Source organism: Mesorhizobium sp. M7A.F.Ca.US.008.03.1.1 (assembly GCF_003997495.1).
Taxonomy (GTDB): domain Bacteria; phylum Pseudomonadota; class Alphaproteobacteria; order Rhizobiales; family Rhizobiaceae; genus Mesorhizobium.
The window spans coordinates 156102-176502 of the sequence record NZ_RZRU01000009.1; the positions used below are offsets into that span (position 1 = coordinate 156102).

Consider the following 20401-nt stretch of genomic DNA (forward strand, 5'->3'; position numbering starts at 1 on the left):
CGAGCCCGGCTGTGCTATCCACAGGGGATATGGAACATGTCGGTTCCGCGCCTGAGCGCAGCCCGCCATTCCCGGATATGGAGTGGATTCCTGGCGGCGAATTCCTGATGGGCTCGAATCACCACTATCCGGAAGAGGCGCCGGCACATCGCGTTGTCGTCGGCGGCTTCTGGATGGATCGCATGACGGTCACGACTGGCGAGTTCAGGCGTTTTGTGCAGGCGACCGGTTACGTCACGCTGGCCGAGCGTCCGGCGAATGCCGCGGATTATCCCGGAGCCAGCGTCGATTCGTTGGCACCGGCTTCGGCCTTGTTCGTCAAGCCTGCGCGCGGCGTCGATCGAAGCAATCACTATAACTGGTGGGCCCATGTCCGGGGAGCGAACTGGCAGCATCCGCGCGGGCCCGCGAGCAGCCTCAAGGGCATCGAGAACCATCCTGTCGTCCACATCGCATACGAGGACGCGGAAGCCTATGCGAGCTGGGCGGGAAAGGCGCTGCCGACCGAGGCCGAATGGGAGTTCGCCGCCCGCGGCGGGCTGAATGGCGCCGAGTTCGTATGGGGCGCCGAACTGACCCCCGGTGGCCAGCATATGGCCAACACGTACCAGGGCGAATTCCCGTACCAAAATGCCTGCGAGGACGGCTATGAATGGACCGCGCCGGTCGGTTCATTTCCGGCAAATGGCTATGGGCTCTTCGACATGGCCGGCAATGTCTGGCAGTGGACCGTGGACTGGTACCAGGAGCACCGCCGGATCGAGAGCCCCTGCTGCACGATGACCAACCCGCGTGGCGGCCAGCGCGACGCGAGTTACGATCCGGCGACGCCCGATATCACGATTCCACGCAAGGTCACCAAAGGCGGCTCTTTCCTCTGCGCTCCCAGCTACTGTCGGCGCTACCGGCCGGCCGCGCGCATGGCACAGCCTGTAGATACGTCCACTTGCCATCTCGGCTTCCGCTGCATCGCGCGCCCAGCCTGATGGACGCTTGCCCCCACGCAACGCGATCCTCATCGCGCCGAGAGATCCGGCGGGAAAGTAAATTGACAATGATGTCGCAGTCCATCTCAATTAATGGGCGGACTAAGGGAAGTATATCGGCTCTGTTTCTTCTTACGCTTACGGCATGCGGAGGAGGGCCGGAAGGCGTCCTTACGCCGATTTCCGCGAATCTGGTTTCACCGTCGGCATCGGACGTGACAATGTTGGTGGCGACCAGCCGCAAACCTTCCGGCGACCCGGCAACGCTGTTTACAGGCGAGCGCAGTCCGGCACTTTCCTTGACCGACTTGACCATTTCAATTCCGCCGAACCGTGCGCCCGGCACGGTCGAGTGGCCGAAAAAGCTGCCGCCGAATCCCCAGAAGGAATTCGCTGTCATTGCCGCGAAGAGCCTTTCGATTCCCGAGGCTCACGACTGGCTACATTCTCACAATTCGAACGGCCGTGTTCTCGTATTCGTACATGGCTTCAACAACCGTTACGAAGATTCGGTTTTTCGCTTCGCGCAGTTTGTGCATGACTCGCGAGCAAAGGTCGTGCCTATTCTTTTCACGTGGCCTTCACGCGCGAGCGTGTTCGGCTACAACTACGACAAGGAAAGCGCAAATTTCTCACGGACGGCGTTCGAGCGAACATTGAAGGCTTTGGCGGACGACCGCGGCGTGACGGACATTACCGTCATGGCCCATTCGATGGGAACATGGCTCGCCATGGAATCGCTGAGGCAGATGGCTTTGGAGGACGGGCAGGTTTCGCCCAAGATCAGCAACGTTATCCTCGCGTCTCCCGACCTCGATGTGGATGTCTTTGGTCGCCAGTGGACCGAACTTGGACCAAAAAAACCGAAATTCACGATCACCGTTTCACGGAACGATCGGGCGCTTGCGGTCTCGCGCCTGATTGCAGGCAATGTCGATCGGGTTGGGCAGGCTGATCCGTCAAAGGAGCCGTACAAATCGAAGCTGGAGGCAGCCGGAATAACCGTCCTCGATTTGACCGACGTGAAGACCGACGATCGGTTGAACCACAGCAAGTTTGCCGAAAGCCCGGAAATCGTGCAGCTGTTGGGAGCCCAATTGGGTTCCGGTCAAATCCTGACCGACTCGCGAGTAGGCCTTGGTGACAAGCTGGGTCTGATGGTTGCCGGCACGGTCGACACGGTTGGCAACGCCGCGGCAGCGACGTTAAGTGCGCCCATTACAACAGTCGAGGGGAAAGCGGACAAACCCGCGCCAGACGAACTGGAGACGATCCTGAAGGGCGATGCGACCACCGAATGATCCGTCCTGGAGAACCGACGCGCAGGACTTGTCGGCTACTACGGGCGAGGCGCTGAGGGGAGAAAACGTGGACACGACGGCGGAAACGGACGTTACTTCGTTGATTTCGGGCTTCGAACAGCTAGCCGAGCGTTTCGTCTCCGGACTGTTCGCGCGGTTTGCCGCTTTGAGCGACGTCCCGGTCGACCTTGAAAACCTGAGGGCCTCGCTTGCGGCCGGGGGAACATCTCTCCTTGTCCTCCTGTCCGAGATTGTGTTGATTGTTGCGCTCGTCGCGGGCGTTTTCATCCTGCTCGCCTGGCGGTTCAATACGGCGAGTGTCACAAGCAGTGCATGGCGCAGATTCTTCGCAGGCGTGGCGGCTACCGTGGTGGCATTGGTGGTCGGTTTCATCGTCGCGCGGCTGCTGGCCGGTTCTGGCCTGCCTTTGCAAACCCTTCGCCTTTGGACGGTGGCGACCGTGCTCGGCTTCATCATTCTCGCCGCCGTCAGATCGCTCTTGATGGCATCGCGGCGAACCGAATTCGCAGAGCGCTCCGCCCATCTGGTGGCGCTCGTGCGCGACCTCTCACTTGCCATTGGCTTGGCAATCATCGCCGTTACGCTGCTTGCGACGTTGCGCCTCTGGAGCGTCGGGCCGGCCTTGGACGATCTGCTGCGAACGGGCTCGGCAATTCCGATCTACCTTCTGTTTGCATGGGCGGTATGGCGGCACAGACGCACAATGGCAGCCGCCGTCGCCGGTCCGCGCCCCAGAAGCCGCTGGCGCACCCGTTTCGCCAAAATGTGGCCGGCAATCGTGGTCGCGTTCGTGATAACAACCTTTCTCAGCGCTCAGACCGCAGTGACCCTGGGAGCATCGCTTCGTGGGTCGACCGTTCTGCTGACCGCGTTGATGTTTCTCGCCGCGCCGCATGTCGACGCAATGATCGGGAACTGGGCGCAGCGCGGCTTCGAATCTCCTGACATCTCGATCTTGGCAGCGGCAGGGCGACAGACCGCCCGCTTCACCGTCGTGGCTATCATTGTTGCCATGCTGGGAACGCTATGGGCGACACCGCTGGCTGCCGGGTTCGGCATAGATCTAAGAGAGGTCGCCAAGGGCGCATCCGGTGTGGCGCTGATCATGTTGGGGGCGGCGTTTCTTTGGAACGTGGTCGGGGCAGGGACGGCTCGTGCCTTGCGCGCGGAGTTGCCCTCCGTAGGGGGTGACGAGGAGGTGCAGGGTGCGCCGCGTTCACGGCTGGGCACGCTGGTGCCGCTGCTCAACGCGGTCGGCAAATCGAGCATTCTGGCCTTGGCGCTTCTCTCGATCCTGGTGACGATCGGGATCAATGTCTGGCCGCTGATCGCCGGCATGAGTGTGTTCGGGCTGGCCATCGGCTTCGGCTCGCAGACGCTGGTGAAGGACCTGGTCTCCGGGCTGTTCTTCCTGATCGACGATGCATTCCGCTTCGGCGAATATATCGAAACGTCAGGCGCCAAAGGAACCGTGGAAAAAATCTCGGTCCGGTCGGTTTCCCTGCGCCATCAGCGCGGTGCCTTGGCGACAATCCCCTATGGCTCGATTGGCAAGATCCAGAATTTCAGCCGCGACTGGATGATCGAGAAACTGACCTTTCGCGTTGCATTCGACACCGATGTCGACAAAGTTCGCAAGATTTTCAAGAAGATCGGCCAGGATATTTCGGCCAACCCGGAACTTGCTGGAGATCTGCTCGAGCCGTTCAAGAGCCAGGGAATTGCCGAGGTTGAGGACGGCACGCTGGTCATCCGAGCTAAATTCAAGGCGAAAGCGGGCAGAAACTTCATGATCCGCCGCGCCGTCTTGATCGCCGTGCAGCAGGCATTTCAGGAAAACGGCATTCAGGCCGTCGCAAAGCCGCTGACGTCTAGTCTCACAGGATAAAGCGGCGGTTTGCCATGCGCATGGTAGGCAAGCGATTGGACGGAGCGAGCGCAAGAGCCAAATGTCACTGCGTGTTGAGACGGTGAGGGAAGCCCGGCTGCCGCGCGTTGTGCGAAGCCCCGTCATTCGCTCATGCAGTGGAGGGCGTCGTTTTTGAGGATCTCGATGCTGCGCAGGCTGAGCAAGCGGATGACGCCCTTGTCCTTCAGCCGGGTGAAGACCCGTGACACGGTCTCGATGGTGAGGCCGAGATAGTCACCGATGTCCATACGCGACATTGGCAGTTCCACCTGGCGCAAGCCGCCCTGGCGCTCCGCCATGTCGACAAGAAATGCAGCCACGCGTTCGATGGCGTTCTGGCGACCGAGAACCAGCAGGTGTTCCTGGGCCCGGGTCAAACCCTTGAGCGCCAAGGGCAGCAGCTGGCGCGATATGTCCGCGCCGGCAGTGAGTCGCAAGACACGGACAGCGGTCGCGTTGATTGCCTCTGCAAAGAAATGATGTGTCGTGTCAGCCTCGAAGCCGAATGTCTCTCCAGCCAGGTGAAAGGCGCTGATCTGCCGGCGGCCGTCGGCAAGCAGGCGGTAGATGCGCACGGCGCCGAACTCCACCTGATAGAAGGCACCGGCCTTCTCACCCTGGGCATAGATTTCCGCGCCGGCGGGAAAAAAGCTGACCGGCTGCAGAGGCGCGGGGTCGAACGCGTCCGGCAGGCTTGGCTGAGCAGAGTGCGACGACAATGAAATCCTGGAGGCTGTGTAGGCGTGCATGGCTGTTTTCCCGGTTGTTCCGTGACACAGCAATCGCGCGAATCCGCAGGTCGCGAAATTCGGTTATATCCCTACGGGAAACTACTTAGGACGGAGCGGACGTCCGGTTGAAAACATCGGTATCACGGGTGAAGCGGCGCGCCGGCTTCGAACCACGTTCCGCACTCGCCTTTGACAATTTTGACGGCGTCATCCAGCTTGCCGATGGCGGCAGGCTTGCCCATTGCTTTAGCGAACTCGATTGCGGCACGGACCTTCGGCCCCATAGAGCCCGCTGGAAAATTTCTTTCAGATATTTCCCCGGGGCTCACGCGCCGGAGCGCCCGAGCAGTCGCTGTTCCGTAGTCTACATAAACGGCGTCGACGTCAGTCAGCATCAGCAGCATGTCGGCCTTCAATTGACGCCCAAGAAGCGAACTTGCCAGATCCTTGTCGATAACGGCCTCCACGCCGTAAAGGCTGCCATCGTCCCGGGCTATTACCGGAACCCCGCCGCCGCCGGTGCAGATGACGATCACACCGTGTTCGACGAGGAAGGAAATCACGGACGCTTCCAGGATCTCCAGCGGCCTGGGCGAGGGCACAACACGGCGCCATTTGTCGCCATCGGGCGCAATCTGCCAGCCGCGTTCCTCGGCAAGCGCACGGGCCGTTGCCTGATCGTAGACCGGGCCGATTGGCTTCGTCGGATGAGCGAAAGCAGGATCGTGCGGATCGACCCTCACCTGGGTCAGCAGGGTCGCAAAAAGCCTCTCTTTGAGGAGGTTGCCGAGTTCCTGTTCAATGACATAGCCAATCATGCCTGCGCTTTCGGCGCCAAGCACGTCGAGTGGAAATGTCCGGCCATCCGAAGTGGCCGCTGCCTGCAGGGCCAGAAGTCCCACCTGCGGACCGTTGCCGTGCGTGACTACGATCGAGTGCCCTGCGTCGACCAGATTTGCCAATACAGCCGCGGCGCGCACGATGTTGACGCGCTGGTTCCCGGCCGTCATCGGTTCTCCACGGCGTAGCAGTGCGTTTCCGCCGAGCGCAACGACGATAAGCATCTCAGTTGCCGATCGTGGCGACGAGCAAAGCCTTGATCGTATGCATCCGGTTTTCGGCCTGGTCGAAGACGATTGAGGCACCCGACTCGAACACCTCGTCCGTGACTTCCATACAGTCGATTCCGTATTCCTTCTCGATGAAGGCGCCGACCTCCGTAGCGGTGTCGTGGAATGCCGGCAGGCAATGCATGAATTTGATGTGGGGGTTGCCGGTGGCAGCCATCACTTCTCTGGTGACACGATAGGGCGTCAAAAGGCGAATGCGCTCGGCCCAGCCGGATTTGTCCTCGCCCATCGACATCCACACGTCTGTGTAGACAAAGTCGGCGTCCTGGACACAGCCCTTCACGTCTTCGTCGAGCCGGAAACGGCCACCGCTGCGTTCCGCCAGATCCCGGACATGGGCGCAGAATTCCTCATCCGGCCAAAGCTCCTTTGGCGAAGCGATGCGCATGTCGATACCGATCTTGGCTGCCCCCAGTGCCAGCGACAGTGCGACATTATCCCGACCCTCGCCGACAAAGGCGACGGTCATGTCCGAAAGATGCTTGTGCGTGAATTCACGCATGGTCATGAGATCAGCGAGGATCTGCGTCGGGTGCGCCTCGTCGGTGAGACCGTTGTAGACGGGCACACCCGCATACGTGGCAAGCAGTTCGGCCTGGTGCTGGCCAAAGCCACGATACTCGATCGCATCATACATACGGCCGAGTACGCGCGCCGTGTCCTTCATGGATTCCTTGTGGCCGATATGGCTGCCGGTGGGGCCGAAGTAAGTGACGTGGGCGCCCTGGTCATAGGCCGCCACTTCGAACCCCGTCCGTGTGCGCGTCGAATCCTTTTCGAAGATCAGGGCGATGTTCTTTCTGACAAGCCGCGGGATTTCGTGACCGGCGAGTTTGGCCGCCTTGAGGTCGGCGGCGAGCTTGAGAAGAAACCGGATCTCTTCCGCAGTGAGATCGTCCAGGGTCAAGACGGAGCGGCCATGAAGATTGATGGACATCGGGAATTCCTCTCGGGTCAAATCGGATCGCGGACAATAGGACAGGTCATGCAGTGACCGCCGCCACGGCCGCGGCTGAGCTCGGCGCCCTCGACGGTGATCACTTCAATTCCGGCACGGCGCAAAAGTGTGTTGGTGTAGACGTTGCGGTCGTAGCCGATGACCACGCCGGGCTCGACCGCAACGACATTGTTGCCATCATCCCATTGCTCGCGCTCGGCCTCGTAGCGGTCGCCGCCAGTGGCGATGATCCGCAGCGACTTCAGTCCAAGGGCCTCGGCGACCACCGTCGTGAACGGCTTTGTCTCATCGGTGACCTCGACCGCTGCCTCTCCATCGCCCGGCCGCAGCGAGAAGGCGCGCAGCCGGTCGACCACCGGCGGGTACATGGTCACCAGATCGCGATCGCAGAAGGTGAAGACGGTATCGAGATGCATGAAACTGCGGTCACGCGGCATCAGGGCGGCAATCACACGCGTGGCTTCACCAGCCGCGAACAGGCTGCGCGCAAGGCCGCCCACGGCTTGCGGCGTGGTGCGCTCCCCCATGCCGACGAGGACCGTTCCACCCCCGATCGGCATGACATCGCCGCCTTCAAGGCTGGTGCCTGTTCCCAGGTCTGGCGACACGAAAGGAACACCACTGTCGCGAAAGCGGGGATGGAAGCGGTAGACGGCTTCGACATTGGCCGCTTCAGGGCGCCGTGCGGGCCAGTACATGGAATTGACCGAGACCGAACCGTAGATCCAGCAGGAGCTGTCGCGGGTGAAGAGCTGGTTCGGCAGCGGCGGCAGCACAAAATCCTGGGGCGCCAGCGTTCTTCCAGTCAGGCCTTTGGGCTCAAAAGGAAGCTCGGCCCGAGCAATACCCCCGACGAGGTAAGACGCCAGCAGCTCGGATGGCATCTCGTTGAGCCATCCGCGCAGCTCGTCGACCATGTCGAGCCCGACGACGCTGGGATGTACCCGGCGGTCGAGAAGCCAGTGACGGGCCTTGCTCAGGCTCATCGTCTCAGCCAGGAGCTCCCCTAAGGAATGCACAAGCACGCCGCGTTCACGCAACGCATCGACGAAGACATCGTGCTCCTGACGCGCGCGCTTGACCCACAGCACATCGTCGAAAAGCAGCGCCTTGCAGTTCTCCGGCGTCAGCCTGCGCAGGCTAAGGTCCGGGCGATGGACCATCACCTCGCGCAGACGGCCGACCTCGGAATGGACACCCAGGCTTGTCATCATGCCAATCCTCTCACAGCGGGCTGATGGCGCCGGTCCACATCTCGTAAACGGCGAGGATGGCCACAGCGATGAGGGTTCCGGCGAGTGCCGCTTCGGCAGGATGGAACACACGCTGATCGGTTTCGCGGCGTGCCCACACGTAGAAGATGATGCCGGGCGCGTAGAGAATCGCGCACATGAACAGGTATGCAGGTCCCGCTGCGTACACGAGCCACAACCCATAGACCGTTGCCAGCAATCCCGCGAAAAGCGGACCGGCGCGCTGCTCATTGCTCTCGTAGCTCTCTCCAGTCAGCGCCAGCTTGGCCGCGTAGGCTCCGGAAAAGATGTAGGGCACCAGGATCGCCGCCGACGCGATGTAGAACAGCGCCTGATAGGTGCTTTGTGCGAAAAGCGTGATCACCAGGAACGCCTGGACCAGCAGGTTGGTAATCAAAAGCGAAGTCGACGGCACGCCACGCTCGCTTTCCCGGCCGAAAAATTTTGGCATCGTTCCGTCCTTGGCGGCGACATGTGGAATTTCAGCTGCAAGCAGCGTCCAGCTCAGGAAGGCGCCGATCACGGACACGACAAGCGCGATGTTGATCAGGATGGCGCCCCAGGGGCCGACTACGGCCGCCAGCACGCCGGCCATCGAGGGGTTCTTCAGCGCTGCGAGCTCAGGCTGGCTCAGGATGCCGAGCGACAGCAGTGACACCAGCGCGTAGAGGGCGAGGCAAGTGAAGAAGCCGAGAACTGTTGCCGTGGCTATGTCCTTACGGCGCTCGGCCCGGCCGGAAAATACGCTGGCGCCTTCGATGCCGATGAACACCCACAGGGTGACAAGCATTGTGCTTTTCACCTGTGCGGTGATCGAGCCGAGACTGGCATTGCCGAGGCCCGTGAAGTCAAGGGACCAGACTTGTAGTTTGAAGGCGACGGCAACAACGCCGACGAACAGGGCGATTGGAGCGATCTTCGCCACTGTGACAACGAGGTTTATGATCGCCGCCTGCCGGATGCCGGTCAGAACCAGGACGTGGATCAACCATAGCAGGATCGAGGCGCCGAGCACCGCCTGCCAGGTGTTTCCGTCGCCGAACGCCGGGAAGAAATAGGACAGGGCGCTGAACACGATCACCGCGTAGGAGACGTTGCCGACCCAGGCGCTGATCCAGTAGCCCCAGGCGCTGTTGAAGCCGATGAAGGGACCGAAGCCGGCCTTGGCGTAAGCGTAGGGTCCGGCATCGAGCTCGGGTTTGCGGGTCGCAAGCGATTGATAGACGAAGACCAGTGCCAGCATGCCGACCGCGGTGATCGCCCAGCCAATCAGGATGGCGAGAGGACCGGCACCGGCTGCCATGTTCTGCGGCAGGCTGAACACGCCGGAGCCGACCATGGAACCGATCACCAATGCGGTCAGGGAACCCAGTCGAAGTCTCGTTGGCGCCGCGGTCGCTACTTTCGGAACAGGGATATTGAAATCAGCCGTAGTCATGATGCTCTCCCAAATTTGAAGGCTCTGATGGGAGGCAATGAACAGGAAGATTGGTCAGGCAGCTTTGATGCGGGTCAAACCAGAAAAGGTGGGTTCCCGGTTCACGGGTCGTAAGTTAAAGAGACTCGCTTACCGACGTCGGATGTGTCCGATCCACTCACCGCATTCGCATCGTGAGGCGAAGACAAGGCCGGCGACAAGGGCGAGGTGTCGGAGCTCGATCCCGACAAATCAGGCACATTAACCGTCGATCTGAAGGCTGGAAAATACCTGCTTATCTGCAACGTGCCGGGCCACTATGGTGCCGGCATGTGGGCCGAATTCACCGTCGAGCCATAAGCCCTGAAGCCTCAAGCGCCTGGGGTGTCTCCCGCCTTCCGGCTCGTCACGCTAAAGCCCTGGTGACGGGCCAAGGGCTGCATCCTTGGCCGTCCAGATGGACCTAGCTAAATTCGTTTCGGTCGCGCCGGGCTTGTACATATATTGCCCACTTCGACCCGTGCAGTCCTTCGGCCTCACTTTCGCAAGCCCATTTTTTCGGGCAACATCTGCCGGAGTACGTCATCCTTGCGAACGAAATGATGCAAAAGGGCGGCGGCCGCGTGCAGTCCTGCAACGATGAGGATCAGATTGGCGCAGAGGCTATGCAATTCTCTGATGAATCCAGCCGTGGCTCGATCCGGTGGATATGGAGACGGTATGGTGAACAGACCGAAGAAACTTAAGGCGTCGCCCCTGTACCAAGTCAAGAGGACGCCGAGAACCGGGATGGTCACTAGCAGTGCGTAAAGCAGAAGATGGGTGGCCTTAGCCGCCCACCGCTCTATCTGTTTCATTTCCATGAACGGATCCGACGCGTCCATGGGCAGCTCCGGCGCGCCCCATACCAAGCGCAGGCATACGCGCACGACGACAAGCGCAAAAAGAACCAGGCCAAACGAAATGTGAAACCACCAGACGAGATCGCGGCCGGGATCGCCCCGAGGAAAAATGTCTGCGACATAGGTCAGCCCATAGAGTCCGATGACCAGCACGAACACGGACCAGTGGATGGCCTTCTGGGAGCTTGAATAAGTAGGGTTCATCTGACAATCCCGTTTGGAGGTAACTCTAATCAGCCATGATCTTGTCAAAGCCGGGTTCCGAATGAGGGCGTCGCCGCGCCCGACTCAAGTTTTTCTCCAGCGAGTGTGCCCATCTGGCTGGTGTTCATGGCGGATTCCAAGGCAATAGATTGGACAGATAAGCAGCTTGGGTACATGCCCATGGCAAGCCCAAGAAGAGGGCAAGGCCCCCAATTGAAGCCATCTTTCAACTCTCAATGCCCTGCGAACCTTGTAGCCACATCACTCCATTTGCGGGTTAGGTGATGTCGGCGGGCTCGGCTTTGCGTTTTCGCCCCGTGATCATGGCTAGGACCAGGTTTTCGCGATGGCGGAAGCTTGCCAGCACAACGCCGCCAATGTGGAGGAAGACGAGTAGCAGCAGGCCGTGCGCAGCCAGGCTGTGCGCCGCTTCGACCCACGCCACGCCGAAATAAGTATCCGTCGTCATCAGCCAGCCGGTCAGCGCGGTTGAACCCATCGCCGCAATCAGCACGATAACCATCGCGCCACCAGCCGGATTATGGCCGATATAGCGGGATTCGCGACTGCTCAGTATTGCCGAGAGATAGCGCAGCACCGTCGCCGGATCACGCACGAATTGTGAGAAGCGCGCATAGGGCGTGCCCAGAACGCCCCACACGAGCCGCATCGCGACCAGCCCGGCAGCGGCGTATCCGGCCCAGTGATGGATATTCTCCGCGGAATGGGAGGTGAGCCAGGCCGTGACGAAGCTGAGCACCAGCGTCCAGTGGAAACTTCGCACGACCCGATCCCAGACGCGCACCATCTCCGGAGATAGCTGCGCGTCCGCGGCTGCTGAAACGCTCAGATCAGTTTTCGCCGGCTTCGGCATTGTCGAGCTTTTCAAGGGTCTCGGCATTGTAGGCCAGGTTCACCTTCTTGCCGGCCTTGTCCACCGCGTAGACTTCGTAGCAGCCCTTCTCCACCTTGATCTGGCGGACGGTGAGGCCTTCGCCGATCAATTGCGTCTCGAGCGTTGCTTTCGGCTTGAACTGTGATTTCGGGGCGGTGCTGCAACTGCCGCCGGCGGCGAGTGCTGGCCCTGCAATCAAGCCCGCGAGGGCGGCTAGAACAAGAGTGCGGTACATGATGGCTCCATTTTGAAGAATGGGCGCGGATGTTGCGCCTGTGGGTGGGATTTCGATCGGCTTCAGTCAGACGGCGACACGACCGTCATTGGTGCGGCATAACCAATTCAACCTGACAACTGGCTGACAGCTGGATCGGCGTCGCCGCTCGCGCCGGCCGGTTTGATCTGGCGCAAGGGCGGCGGGTGACACCGCGAGTAGGATCACGGCCAGGATGTAGAGCGCTTCTGCTGCCGTCCTGAAAGAGGATCGCGATGAAAACCATATCGAGAAGAGCAGCGCTCGGGCTTGCTGCCGCAATGCTCATGGCCGGCAGTGCCGGCGCTGTCCACGCTGCTTCGCTTGTCCAGATCTCGATGTGGGACAAGGGCGCGAGTACGGAGATGCCGATGGGGCTCGCCTATGCAGCGCCAGGACTCGATATCACCAAGGCGACTATGGGCATGAGGGCTTTGCCCGGAGCGGTAAAGGCTGGGGAGGTCACATTCAATGTGAAAAATGACTCCAAGGACACCGTTCACGAAATGATCGTGATGTACCTTGCCAATCCTGGCAAACCGCTTCCTTACCTTGACGCCGAGAACCGGGTCGACGAAGACAAGGCTGGCGACAAGGGCGAGGTTTCGGAGCTCGATCCCGGCAAATCAGGCTCGTTGACTGTCGATCTGAAGGCTGGAAAGTACCTGCTTATCTGCAACGTGCCAGGCCACTATGGAGCCGGCATGTGGGCCGAATTTACCGTCGATCCATAGGCCCTAAAGTAGGCAGCCTCTTGGCCGGAACCTGCGACCGTCCCAAGCTTGCCTGGGTCGCCGTCTTGCCGGTTTGGGCGCCGCATAAGGCCTGGTGGCTCTGGCTTTGTTTGCGGCGCCGGCAAAGGATGGCTTTGAACCGCTGTCCCGGTTTCTGCATCGCCAGCTAAAGCGCTCGCTCGCCGAGCTTGCGCATTTGCCGGATCCACTTCGCCCGCGTCGCATCACTGGCGCCCGCGACCATCCCGAACAGGGTCTCCCGCACCGGTCTGATACCGACAAAATGGAGGATGCTTCGCCGCATGCCAGCGATGCCGTGTCCTAGGAACCATAACCGGTAAAGAACGGGAGGCATGCCCATGGTCACCACGACGCGCGCGGAGCGGCCGCGAAGCAGCGTCTTGGTGAACCCGCCGCCCTTTTCTGGGTAGGCAAAGGCCGTTCCTGGTCGCATCACCTGCTCCAAAAATGCCTTGAGCATGGCCGGCATGGTGCCGAGCCACAGCGGAAAGACAAAGACGATGTGCTCAGCCCAAACGATCGCGTCGGCTGCATCCTTCAGGTCGTCGGGAACGGCACCGTGTTCGAACTCCTGCATCGTTCGCAGAATCGGAAATTCGATTGCTGCCAGATCGACCCGGCGGACGACATGTCCCGACTGTTCCGCGGCCTCCCCATAGGCCTTCGCAAGACCACGGCAGAGCCGGTCAGGGGACGGGTCGGGGTGACCGACGACGATGAGGATGCGTCGCGACATGGTGTGCCCCGGGGGAGCCTGGCGTTGCAGCGTTAGGGACGCTCGACCCTTGCTACCTGATAGGTGTGCATGGCGCCATTGCGCTCGATCGATACATATTCACCGGTCACGAACCGTTCGTCGCCGAGATGGAAGCCAATCTCGTCGTCACGATCGCCTTCCGCGTAGTCGAAAAACCACTGGCCCCGGGGCTTGCGTCTCAGCCTGCCGATCAAATCTTCCTCGCCGGTGCGAAATCGGCGAACCCGGCAGGAGGCCCTATGCGATTTCCACTCTTCCGCATCGATTCGGCCTTCGCCGGTCAACGGAGCGAGCACGTCGTAGCCCTCCTCGCGGTCACCTTCCGGATGGCCTTTCTCGCGGGCAAGCAGCAGCCGAACATGTCGGAATTTCGGGGTGAGGTCTTTCAAATTTGTCATGGCGAACTCCTTTCAAGGAGTTCCATAGAGCGGTCGCAGACCCTGGCCCTTGATCCGCATCAAGGAAGGCTCAAGAATCCGTTTCAATCAAGGGCTGAGCAACAACATGGCGCAGGTGCCCGCGGTCGCGGCGGCGAGGGTTGCGCCGGCCAGCGGCAACCAGAATCGGAACGGACCAGTGGAGATTGCGAGCAGCAGGCGACCGATCGCATTTGCCGCCAGCGCTCCCAGCACTGCCTGCCCGATAGTCTCGACGGGGACCGACTGCTTGACCAGCCGCAAGGCACTGAGCACCGAGACATCGACATCGAACGTGCCTGCCAGCGCCGAGGTTACCTGCAAGCCACGGCCGCCGAATTGAGCTGCCAATCCAGCGCTCGCGCTTGCGACAATCGCAAAGAGCAAGGCGAAGAGCAGCAACCGGCCCAGTTCGAATGGATTGCGCGCGATACCGCTACTTTCGCCACCCCCGCTGTCGCGGGCCAGCAGCAATGCTCCGCAGGAAGCGAAGGCGAGCGCAGCGGCAATCGCCGGTATGCCGACCGAAGCGAACACGCTTGGCTCGACGATCAAGACCACGGCGCAGACCCGAAGCAACGAGACCATTGCAGCCAGCGATGCCGCCCCGGCGAGTGGCAATGGATTGCTTGCCGAGGCGGCGTCGCGGGCAAGCGCCAAGGTCACGGCGGTGGAAGAGACGACCGCACCGGCGAGCGAACTGACCAGCAGACCACGCGTATTTCCCAGGATGCGAACAGCTACATAGCCGGCGAATGATATCGAGGCCATCAGCACCGTTAGGAACCAGATTTCCCAGGGATTGAAACCGCCCCACGGGTCCATCGTCCGGTTTGGCAGCAAGGGCAAGACGATTGCCGTCATCACCGCCAGGATCAGCGCCGAACGGAGTTCGATCCAGGTCAGTCGCTTCAAAAGACCGTGCAGGACCTCTCGGCTGGCCAGGATTGCCGCCAATGCCGTGCCACCGGCAGCAGCCGCGCGATAATCGCCGGCGACGGAAAGCGCGCCAAGCGCGAAAACGCCAAGGCCAGCGATCACGCTCGTGACGCTGAAATCCTCATCATGGGCAGCCTCACGCGCCTTGTACCAGGCGAAAATTGCCGCAAAGGCAATGAATCCGCCCACCAGCACGGATACCGCGCCGAGCGCGTTGGCCAAGGCGGCGAGAACACCGCCGAGTAGGCCGGATATGCCGAATGTCCGAATGCCGGCCGTGCGGCTGCGATCGGGTGCATCCCTTTCTTGCCAGCCACGCTCCAAACCGACGAGCAGACCTATTGCCAGGGCGAGCCCAAGTCGGGCGATGAGCGGATCCATTGGCGCGGCGACTTCAGGCGGCGACCGTCGGCAGGCGGTCGCGAACCCACCTGACGATCTGGCCGGCCGTCATTACGCCGGATGTGCGTGCAATCTCGCGCCCGCCATGGAAGAGGACCATCGTCGGGATGCTGCGAATGTCGAGCCTTGCCGCAACAGCCTGCTCATTGTCGGAGTTGAGTTTGATCAGGCGAACACGAGGCTCCAGCTCGTTGGCAGCCGCCTCGTACGCCGGGGCCATCATCTTGCAGGGGCTGCACCAGGGTGCCCAGATGTCGACGACAACGGGCAGGCTGCCGCGCACGATCTGACGATCGAAGGTCGCGGCGTCGACGTCTTGCGGGTGGCCCGAAAACAGCATGGTCCCGCACTTTCCGCATTTCGCCTCCATGGCATTGCGGGCCGGCGGCAGGCGATTGATCCCACCGCATTTGCTGCAAACCACCAGATACTGCTGTGCCATGGCCATTCACCGATTTTGCTGTCGTCCACTATGCGCGCCACAGATGTCCATCGCCAAGGGTGCGCAACGCGTTCAGGATGACCGCCACGTCAATCCCTTCCTGAAGCAGCGCTCCGGCAACGGGGGTAATCTGTCCCAAGGCCGCCGCGATCATTGCCACCCCCGACAGTGCCAGCCCGGCGATGATACTTTGCAGGGCAATCGCGCGCGTACGTCGGGCAATCCGTACCGCCGCGGCAACAGGCTCCAGGCGGTCGGCGAGAACAATGACATCCGCCGCTTCGGAAGATGCTGTCGCACCACGCGCCCCCATGGCGACGCCAACCGTAGCGGCGGCAAGGGCGGGTGCATCGTTGATGCCATCGCCGACCATCATTGTTGGAGCGATTGCTTTCTCGGCTTCTACCGTCGCCACTTTATCCGCAGGAATGGCATCGGCGACGATGACATCCAGATCCAGCTTGGAAGAAATACGCTTGGCTGCTGCGCCATCATCACCTGTCAGCATGACCATGCGCGTGATGCCAGCCGAGCGCAGATTGGCGAGCGTGTCGTGTGCATCAGGACGCAGCGCATCGCCGAAGGTGAAGATGCCGGCAAGACGTTTGCCGAGTGTAACGAAAACCCTCAGCACTGGCTCGTCCCGGTATCGGTCCTCACCGCCTTTCGCCCATCTGGGCAGCGGTTTGCCGGCCAGCACAAGAGCCCGAGAACCTGCCGCGATCGACATGTTTTCGACCCGACCTTTCAGGCCAGCACCGCGGGTCTCGTAGACATCATGCGGGTGCGAAAGCATGAGCTGCTTGCCACGCCCAGCCCGGATGATAGAATCTGCGAGCACATGGTGCGAAGCCTGTTCCAAGGATGCCAGAAGTTGCAGCAGATGGTCGGCGTTGCGGCCGGGTGCTGCTTCGATCTCGATGAGCTCGGCGCCGCCAATGGTCAAGGTCCCCGTTTTGTCGAAGATCGCGGTTCGGACTTGCGCAAGCGCCTCCAGAGCCGCACTGCCCTTCATAAGGATGCCGGCACGCGCGGCGCGGGACACGCCGCCGATAAAGGCAACCGGTGCCGCAAGGATGAGCGGGCAAGGTGTCGCGACGACCAGCACGGCCAGCGCCCGGATCGGATCGCCGGAGATGTACCAGGCGGCACCTGAGACCAGCAAAGTGGCTGGCAGCAGGAACAGGGCAAAGCGGTCGGCCATGCGGATGAACGGGGATTTCGCCGTCTGCGCTGCAGCCACCATGCGTACGATCGCGGCATAGGTGCTCTGCTCTGCCAAGGCAGAAGCCTGCATGCTGAAGGTCTCCCCCGCATTGATGGTGCCGCTGCGCAGCATATCGCCCGCTGTCCGCCGTTCCGGCAGCGGTTCTCCGCTCACCGCGGACTCGTCGAGAGAGGCGGAATCATCAAGCAGGATGCCATCGACGGGAAGCAGTTCGCCGGCCCGGACAAGAAGCTCGTCGCCCACGGCAACGTCTTCAACGGAGATGGTCTCGGTCCCCAGCTTTGACGTTCGATGGGCGACACGCGGTGACCGGTCGGTCAATGCCTTGAGGTTGCGTTCCGCGCGGCCGCGCGCGAAATCCTCAAGCACCGTGCCGCCGGCATACATGATCGCAACCACCACGGCCGCCAGGGGTTGTCCGAGCAGCAGCGCAGCGGACATCGACACCAGCGCAATCGCATCGACACCGAAGCGGCCGATCCAGAAGTCACGCAGAATGGAGATGGCAAGGGCCGCCACCACGGGCAAGGTCGCCACGGTCCAGATCGTGTCGGCTTCAAGGGGGCCGAGCCCGGTTCGCCAGACGCCGATTCCAACGGCGAGGCCCAGAATGGCGATTATCAGCAATGCGCGTCGCAGGGTGGACTCGTTCATGCGATGCCTTCCGATTTGATCGATGCTCGCCAATTATCGCCAGCGCTGACGGAGCGCGTCGAAGTCGGGGAACAGCTAATCGCGATAAGCGGCGAACGCTTTGATCCACCGCAACGAACGGGCAAGATCGACCGGCGATGATCGCCACGAATAGGAGGCACCAGGGGTGACGATTCGGAATCTCGAACATGCGTTCGCGCCGAAGTCGGTTGCGGTCTTCGGAGCGTCGGTGCGCGACGGCTCCGTCGGCCGTGTCGTCTTCGACAACATCGTCAGCGGCGGCTTCGAGGGCACGGTCTGGCCGGTCAACCCGAAATATTCGCAGGTGGCTGGGCGACGCTGCTATGCCAAAGCGGCCGATCTTCCAGGTATTCCAGAGCTTGGTGTTATCGTTACGCCGCCAGAGACTGTTCCCGGCATCGTGCGCGACCTCAGTGACAAGGGTACGCGAGCGGCCGTGGTCATCACTGCAGGGCTGACACGCGAAAACGGCCTGCGCCAGGCGATGCTTGACGCCGCCAGGCCCACCCTTTTCCGGATCATCGGCCCGAATACAGTCGGACTGATGATCCCGCCCATCAAACTCAATGCCGGATTTGCGCATATGGCCGCCAAGCCTGGCAACATCGCGCTTTTGTCGCAATCCGGCGCCATTGCCACATCGCTGATCGACTGGGCGGCGGACAATAATGTCGGCTTCTCGCAGATCGTCTCGCTCGGCGACATGGCTGATGTCGACGTCGGGGATTGTCTCGACATGCTGGCGGGCGATGCCCAGACGCGCGCCATCGTGATGTACCTCGAAGCAATTCCCAATCCACGCAAATTCATCTCGGCCGCCCGTGCGGCGGCACGCATCAAGCCAGTGATCGCGATCAAGGCGGGCCGACACGAGCAATCGGCCAAAGCGGCCGCGACCCACACCGGCGCGCTATCGGGTGCCGATCGTGTCGTCGATGCGGCATTGCTGCGCGCAGGAATCCTGCGCGTCAAAGGCCTGACAGAGCTGTTTGATGCCGCTGAAACGATCGCCCGCTTCCCTCCGCTCAAACGAGCCCGCGTCGGCATCGTCACCAATGGCGGCGGGGCAGGGGTATTGGCTATCGATCAGCTCATGGACTGCCAAGGGGAACTGGCCGCGCTATCACCCGCCACCATCGAACGCCTGAATGCTGTATTGCCTCCAACATGGTCGCACGCCAATCCGGTCGACATCATCGGCGATGCCCCGCCGGAGCGCTACAAGGCCGCCGTCGAAGCTGTAGCGGCCGACCTCGGAACGGACGTCGTCCTGGTGATGAATTGTCCAACGGGTCTGGGCTCGCCGCTTGCCGCGGCAAGCGCGGTGGCGGAACTCACAAGGGACGGGATGATCGCCGGCAAACCGGTCCTGACCTGCTGGCTCGGGGAACACACGGCGCGCGCCGGGCGGCAAATCCTTCAAGATGCCGGCATTGCCAGTTTCGAAACGCCCGCTGATGCTGCAACGGCAGTCTCCTACCTGAGCGAATGGTCGCGTGCCCAGCGGGCATTGATGCGCACGCCCTCAAGCAGCAGCGAGGACGTGACGAGCGATCGGGAGGCTGTGCTTGCCATATTCAGTCAGGTCGCGAAGGACGGGCGGCGAATGCTGACAGAGCCCGAAGCCAAGGCAGCGATTTCCGCCTACGGCATCCCGGTGCCCGAGACGATCGTCGCCAGATCTCCCGCCGAAGCCGAAGCAGCGGCCGGCCGGCTCCTCAAGACGTCTGAACAGATCGTCGTCAAGCTGCTGTCCAAGGCGATCTCGCACAAGTCGGACATTGGCGGGGTGGTGCTTGGCATTTCCGACGCCGCCGCTGCCGGGGAGGCGGCACGCGCAATCGAAGCGCGCGTGCGCAAACACGCACCGCAAGCCGATATTGAAGGCTATGCCGTTCAGCCGATGGTGACGCGAAAACAGGCGCAGGAACTGATCCTCGGCATGAGCCGGGATCCGATCTTCGGGCCGGCCATCCTGTTTGGAGCCGGCGGCGTCTCCGTCGAGGTGATGGACGACACAGCGATCGCCTTGCCACCGCTCGACGACGTTCTTGCCGGTGACCTGATCGGGCAAACGCGGATCGGCCGCCTGCTCGCAGGGTTCCGCGATCGCAAACCGGCAAATCGAGGGGCAATCGTCGCGGCGCTCAACGGGCTCTCGCAGATGATCGTCGACTTTCCGTGCCTCGTTTCGATGGACATCAATCCGCTGCTAGCCGATGCCGACGGCGTGATTGCACTCGACGCCCGCATCGAGATCGAGCCGGGAAGCGTGGAGGAGCTAGGGCCAAACCCGGCGCTTGCGATCAGGCCCTATCCCTCGGGTTGGGAGAAGGAGTTTTCGGCAGGCAGCGCTGGCTATCATATCCGGCCGATCAAGCCGGCCGACATCGCGCTCTATCCCGAATTCCTTGCCAGGATTTCGCCTGATGATCTGCGCCTGCGTTTTCTGTCGCCGCGCAAGAGCTTCTCCTACCAGATGTTGAAGCGGCTCACTCAACTCGACTACGATCGCAACATGGCTTTCGTCGCCCTGGAGACAAGCTCCGGCGCGCTGGGCGGCATCAGCCGCCTGTCTTGCGATCCGGACCACGCCGTCGCCGAATACGCCTTGCTGGTGCGCACTGATCTGCAGGGTCATGGTCTGGGCTGGGAATTGCTCAGGCAGATCGTCGACTATGCAAGAGCGGATGGGATCCGCCGCATCGAAGGCATCGTGCTGAGCGAAAACAGCAAGATGCTGGCCATGTGCCGCGAGTTTGGCTTCTCGATCACGCATCTTCCGAACGACCCCGGCCTTGTCGAGGCCAAGCTCAAACTCAGTTGA

Annotated in this window: 19 protein-coding genes; 6 read left to right on the plus strand and 13 right to left on the minus strand. The window is 61.6% G+C overall.

Features of this window, described 5'->3' with window-relative positions; genetic code table 11:
* Positions 1-29: 29 nt before the first annotated feature.
* The 3 genes from EOA16_RS14895 (at position 30) to EOA16_RS14905 (ending at position 4196) form a co-directional block, all read left to right on the plus strand.
* Positions 30-986, plus strand: a complete 957-nt coding sequence (locus tag EOA16_RS14895; RefSeq protein ID WP_245455929.1) for a formylglycine-generating enzyme family protein — start codon at positions 30-32, stop codon at positions 984-986.
* 68 nt (positions 987-1054) lie between these two features.
* A complete protein-coding gene (locus tag EOA16_RS14900; RefSeq protein ID WP_127259197.1) occupies positions 1055-2287 on the plus strand; it encodes an alpha/beta hydrolase in 1233 nt (410 codons plus the stop codon).
* A 67-nt stretch (positions 2288-2354) separates the two neighbouring features.
* The gene (locus tag EOA16_RS14905) at positions 2355-4196 is read left to right on the plus strand and encodes a mechanosensitive ion channel domain-containing protein (protein WP_245455930.1); all 1842 of its coding nucleotides are present in this window, start codon (positions 2355-2357) and stop codon (positions 4194-4196) included.
* A gap of 122 nt (positions 4197-4318) precedes the next feature.
* Here EOA16_RS14905 and EOA16_RS14910 read toward each other — a convergent pair whose 3' ends face one another.
* The 5 genes from EOA16_RS14910 to arcD form a co-directional block, all read right to left on the minus strand.
* Positions 4319-4966 carry a helix-turn-helix domain-containing protein gene (locus EOA16_RS14910; protein WP_127259061.1) on the minus strand — a complete coding sequence of 216 codons (648 nt, stop codon included), beginning with the start codon at positions 4964-4966 and terminating at the stop codon, positions 4319-4321.
* 122 nt (positions 4967-5088) lie between these two features.
* Positions 5089-6012 (minus strand): carbamate kinase, encoded by a 924-nt coding sequence (gene arcC / locus EOA16_RS14915; protein ID WP_127259062.1) that lies wholly within the window; start codon positions 6010-6012, stop codon positions 5089-5091.
* A gap of 1 nt (position 6013) precedes the next feature.
* Complete coding sequence (gene argF / locus EOA16_RS14920) at positions 6014-7015, minus strand: ornithine carbamoyltransferase (protein WP_127259064.1); 1002 nt, start codon at positions 7013-7015, stop codon at positions 6014-6016.
* A gap of 17 nt (positions 7016-7032) precedes the next feature.
* Complete coding sequence (locus EOA16_RS14925; protein ID WP_127259198.1) at positions 7033-8247, minus strand: arginine deiminase; 1215 nt, start codon at positions 8245-8247, stop codon at positions 7033-7035.
* 13 nt (positions 8248-8260) lie between these two features.
* Complete coding sequence (gene arcD, locus EOA16_RS14930; RefSeq protein WP_127259065.1) at positions 8261-9727, minus strand: arginine-ornithine antiporter; 1467 nt, start codon at positions 9725-9727, stop codon at positions 8261-8263.
* Positions 9728-9934: 207 nt separating this feature from the next.
* On the opposite strand from arcD, the gene EOA16_RS14935 reads away from it, so the two are divergent.
* Complete coding sequence (locus EOA16_RS14935) at positions 9935-10066, plus strand: sulfocyanin-like copper-binding protein (RefSeq protein WP_245455931.1); 132 nt, start codon at positions 9935-9937, stop codon at positions 10064-10066.
* Between the two features lie 176 nt (positions 10067-10242).
* Here EOA16_RS14935 and EOA16_RS14940 read toward each other — a convergent pair whose 3' ends face one another.
* From EOA16_RS14940 to EOA16_RS14950, 3 genes are all read right to left on the minus strand, one after another.
* The gene (locus EOA16_RS14940; protein ID WP_127259067.1) at positions 10243-10812 is read right to left on the minus strand and encodes a cytochrome b; all 570 of its coding nucleotides are present in this window, start codon (positions 10810-10812) and stop codon (positions 10243-10245) included.
* A 277-nt stretch (positions 10813-11089) separates the two neighbouring features.
* Positions 11090-11620 carry a cytochrome b/b6 domain-containing protein gene (locus EOA16_RS14945; protein WP_127259199.1) on the minus strand — a complete coding sequence of 177 codons (531 nt, stop codon included), beginning with the start codon at positions 11618-11620 and terminating at the stop codon, positions 11090-11092.
* 43 nt (positions 11621-11663) lie between these two features.
* Entirely contained in the window at positions 11664-11942 is a 279-nt protein-coding gene (locus EOA16_RS14950) for a PepSY domain-containing protein (RefSeq protein WP_127259068.1), read from the minus strand.
* Positions 11943-12196: 254 nt separating this feature from the next.
* Here EOA16_RS14950 and EOA16_RS14955 point away from each other — a divergent pair, with 254 nt between their 5' ends.
* Entirely contained in the window at positions 12197-12694 is a 498-nt protein-coding gene (locus EOA16_RS14955) for a plastocyanin/azurin family copper-binding protein (RefSeq protein WP_127259070.1), read from the plus strand.
* 166 nt (positions 12695-12860) lie between these two features.
* Here the strand turns inward: EOA16_RS14955 and EOA16_RS14960 are convergent, their stop codons facing one another.
* The 5 genes from EOA16_RS14960 to EOA16_RS14980 all read right to left on the minus strand — a co-directional run bounded on the left by EOA16_RS14960 (position 12861) and on the right by EOA16_RS14980 (position 17553).
* Entirely contained in the window at positions 12861-13451 is a 591-nt protein-coding gene (locus EOA16_RS14960) for an NAD(P)H-dependent oxidoreductase (protein ID WP_127259071.1), read from the minus strand.
* 32 nt (positions 13452-13483) lie between these two features.
* Positions 13484-13870 carry a hypothetical protein gene (locus EOA16_RS14965; protein WP_127259073.1) on the minus strand — a complete coding sequence of 129 codons (387 nt, stop codon included), beginning with the start codon at positions 13868-13870 and terminating at the stop codon, positions 13484-13486.
* Between the two features lie 87 nt (positions 13871-13957).
* Positions 13958-15208: an MgtC/SapB family protein gene (locus EOA16_RS14970; RefSeq protein WP_127259074.1), complete on the minus strand. Its 1251-nt coding sequence runs from the start codon at positions 15206-15208 to the stop codon at positions 13958-13960.
* Between the two features lie 13 nt (positions 15209-15221).
* Positions 15222-15671, minus strand: a complete 450-nt coding sequence (trxC, locus tag EOA16_RS14975) for a thioredoxin TrxC (protein ID WP_127259076.1) — start codon at positions 15669-15671, stop codon at positions 15222-15224.
* Between the two features lie 28 nt (positions 15672-15699).
* On the minus strand, positions 15700-17553 hold the full coding sequence (locus EOA16_RS14980; RefSeq protein ID WP_127259200.1) for a heavy metal translocating P-type ATPase: 1854 nt from the start codon (positions 17551-17553) through the stop codon (positions 15700-15702).
* 166 nt (positions 17554-17719) lie between these two features.
* Here EOA16_RS14980 and EOA16_RS14985 point away from each other — a divergent pair, with 166 nt between their 5' ends.
* Complete coding sequence (locus EOA16_RS14985) at positions 17720-20401, plus strand: bifunctional acetate--CoA ligase family protein/GNAT family N-acetyltransferase (protein WP_127259078.1); 2682 nt, start codon at positions 17720-17722, stop codon at positions 20399-20401.

Excerpts from the sequence above, each read along its gene's own strand:
- EOA16_RS14910 (WP_127259061.1), bottom strand. The coding sequence starts at position 4,966 with ATGCACGCCTACACAGCCTCCAGGATTTCATTGTCGTCGCACTCTGCT.
- EOA16_RS14895 (WP_245455929.1), top strand. The coding sequence starts at position 30 with ATGGAACATGTCGGTTCCGCGCCTGAGCGCAGCCCGCCATTCCCGGAT.
- EOA16_RS14970 (WP_127259074.1), bottom strand. The coding sequence starts at position 15,208 with ATGGATCCGCTCATCGCCCGACTTGGGCTCGCCCTGGCAATAGGTCTG.
- EOA16_RS14925 (WP_127259198.1), bottom strand. The coding sequence starts at position 8,247 with ATGACAAGCCTGGGTGTCCATTCCGAGGTCGGCCGTCTGCGCGAGGTG.
- EOA16_RS14945 (WP_127259199.1), bottom strand. The coding sequence starts at position 11,620 with ATGGTGCGCGTCTGGGATCGGGTCGTGCGAAGTTTCCACTGGACGCTG.
- EOA16_RS14955 (WP_127259070.1), top strand. The coding sequence starts at position 12,197 with ATGAAAACCATATCGAGAAGAGCAGCGCTCGGGCTTGCTGCCGCAATG.
- trxC (WP_127259076.1), bottom strand. The coding sequence starts at position 15,671 with ATGGCACAGCAGTATCTGGTGGTTTGCAGCAAATGCGGTGGGATCAAT.
- arcD (WP_127259065.1), bottom strand. The coding sequence starts at position 9,727 with ATGACTACGGCTGATTTCAATATCCCTGTTCCGAAAGTAGCGACCGCG.
- arcC (WP_127259062.1), bottom strand. The coding sequence starts at position 6,012 with ATGCTTATCGTCGTTGCGCTCGGCGGAAACGCACTGCTACGCCGTGGA.
- argF (WP_127259064.1), bottom strand. The coding sequence starts at position 7,015 with ATGTCCATCAATCTTCATGGCCGCTCCGTCTTGACCCTGGACGATCTC.
- EOA16_RS14965 (WP_127259073.1), bottom strand. The coding sequence starts at position 13,870 with ATGACAAATTTGAAAGACCTCACCCCGAAATTCCGACATGTTCGGCTG.
- EOA16_RS14960 (WP_127259071.1), bottom strand. The coding sequence starts at position 13,451 with ATGTCGCGACGCATCCTCATCGTCGTCGGTCACCCCGACCCGTCCCCT.
- EOA16_RS14940 (WP_127259067.1), bottom strand. The coding sequence starts at position 10,812 with ATGAACCCTACTTATTCAAGCTCCCAGAAGGCCATCCACTGGTCCGTG.
- EOA16_RS14980 (WP_127259200.1), bottom strand. The coding sequence starts at position 17,553 with ATGAACGAGTCCACCCTGCGACGCGCATTGCTGATAATCGCCATTCTG.
- EOA16_RS14900 (WP_127259197.1), top strand. The coding sequence starts at position 1,055 with ATGATGTCGCAGTCCATCTCAATTAATGGGCGGACTAAGGGAAGTATA.
- EOA16_RS14950 (WP_127259068.1), bottom strand. The coding sequence starts at position 11,942 with ATGTACCGCACTCTTGTTCTAGCCGCCCTCGCGGGCTTGATTGCAGGG.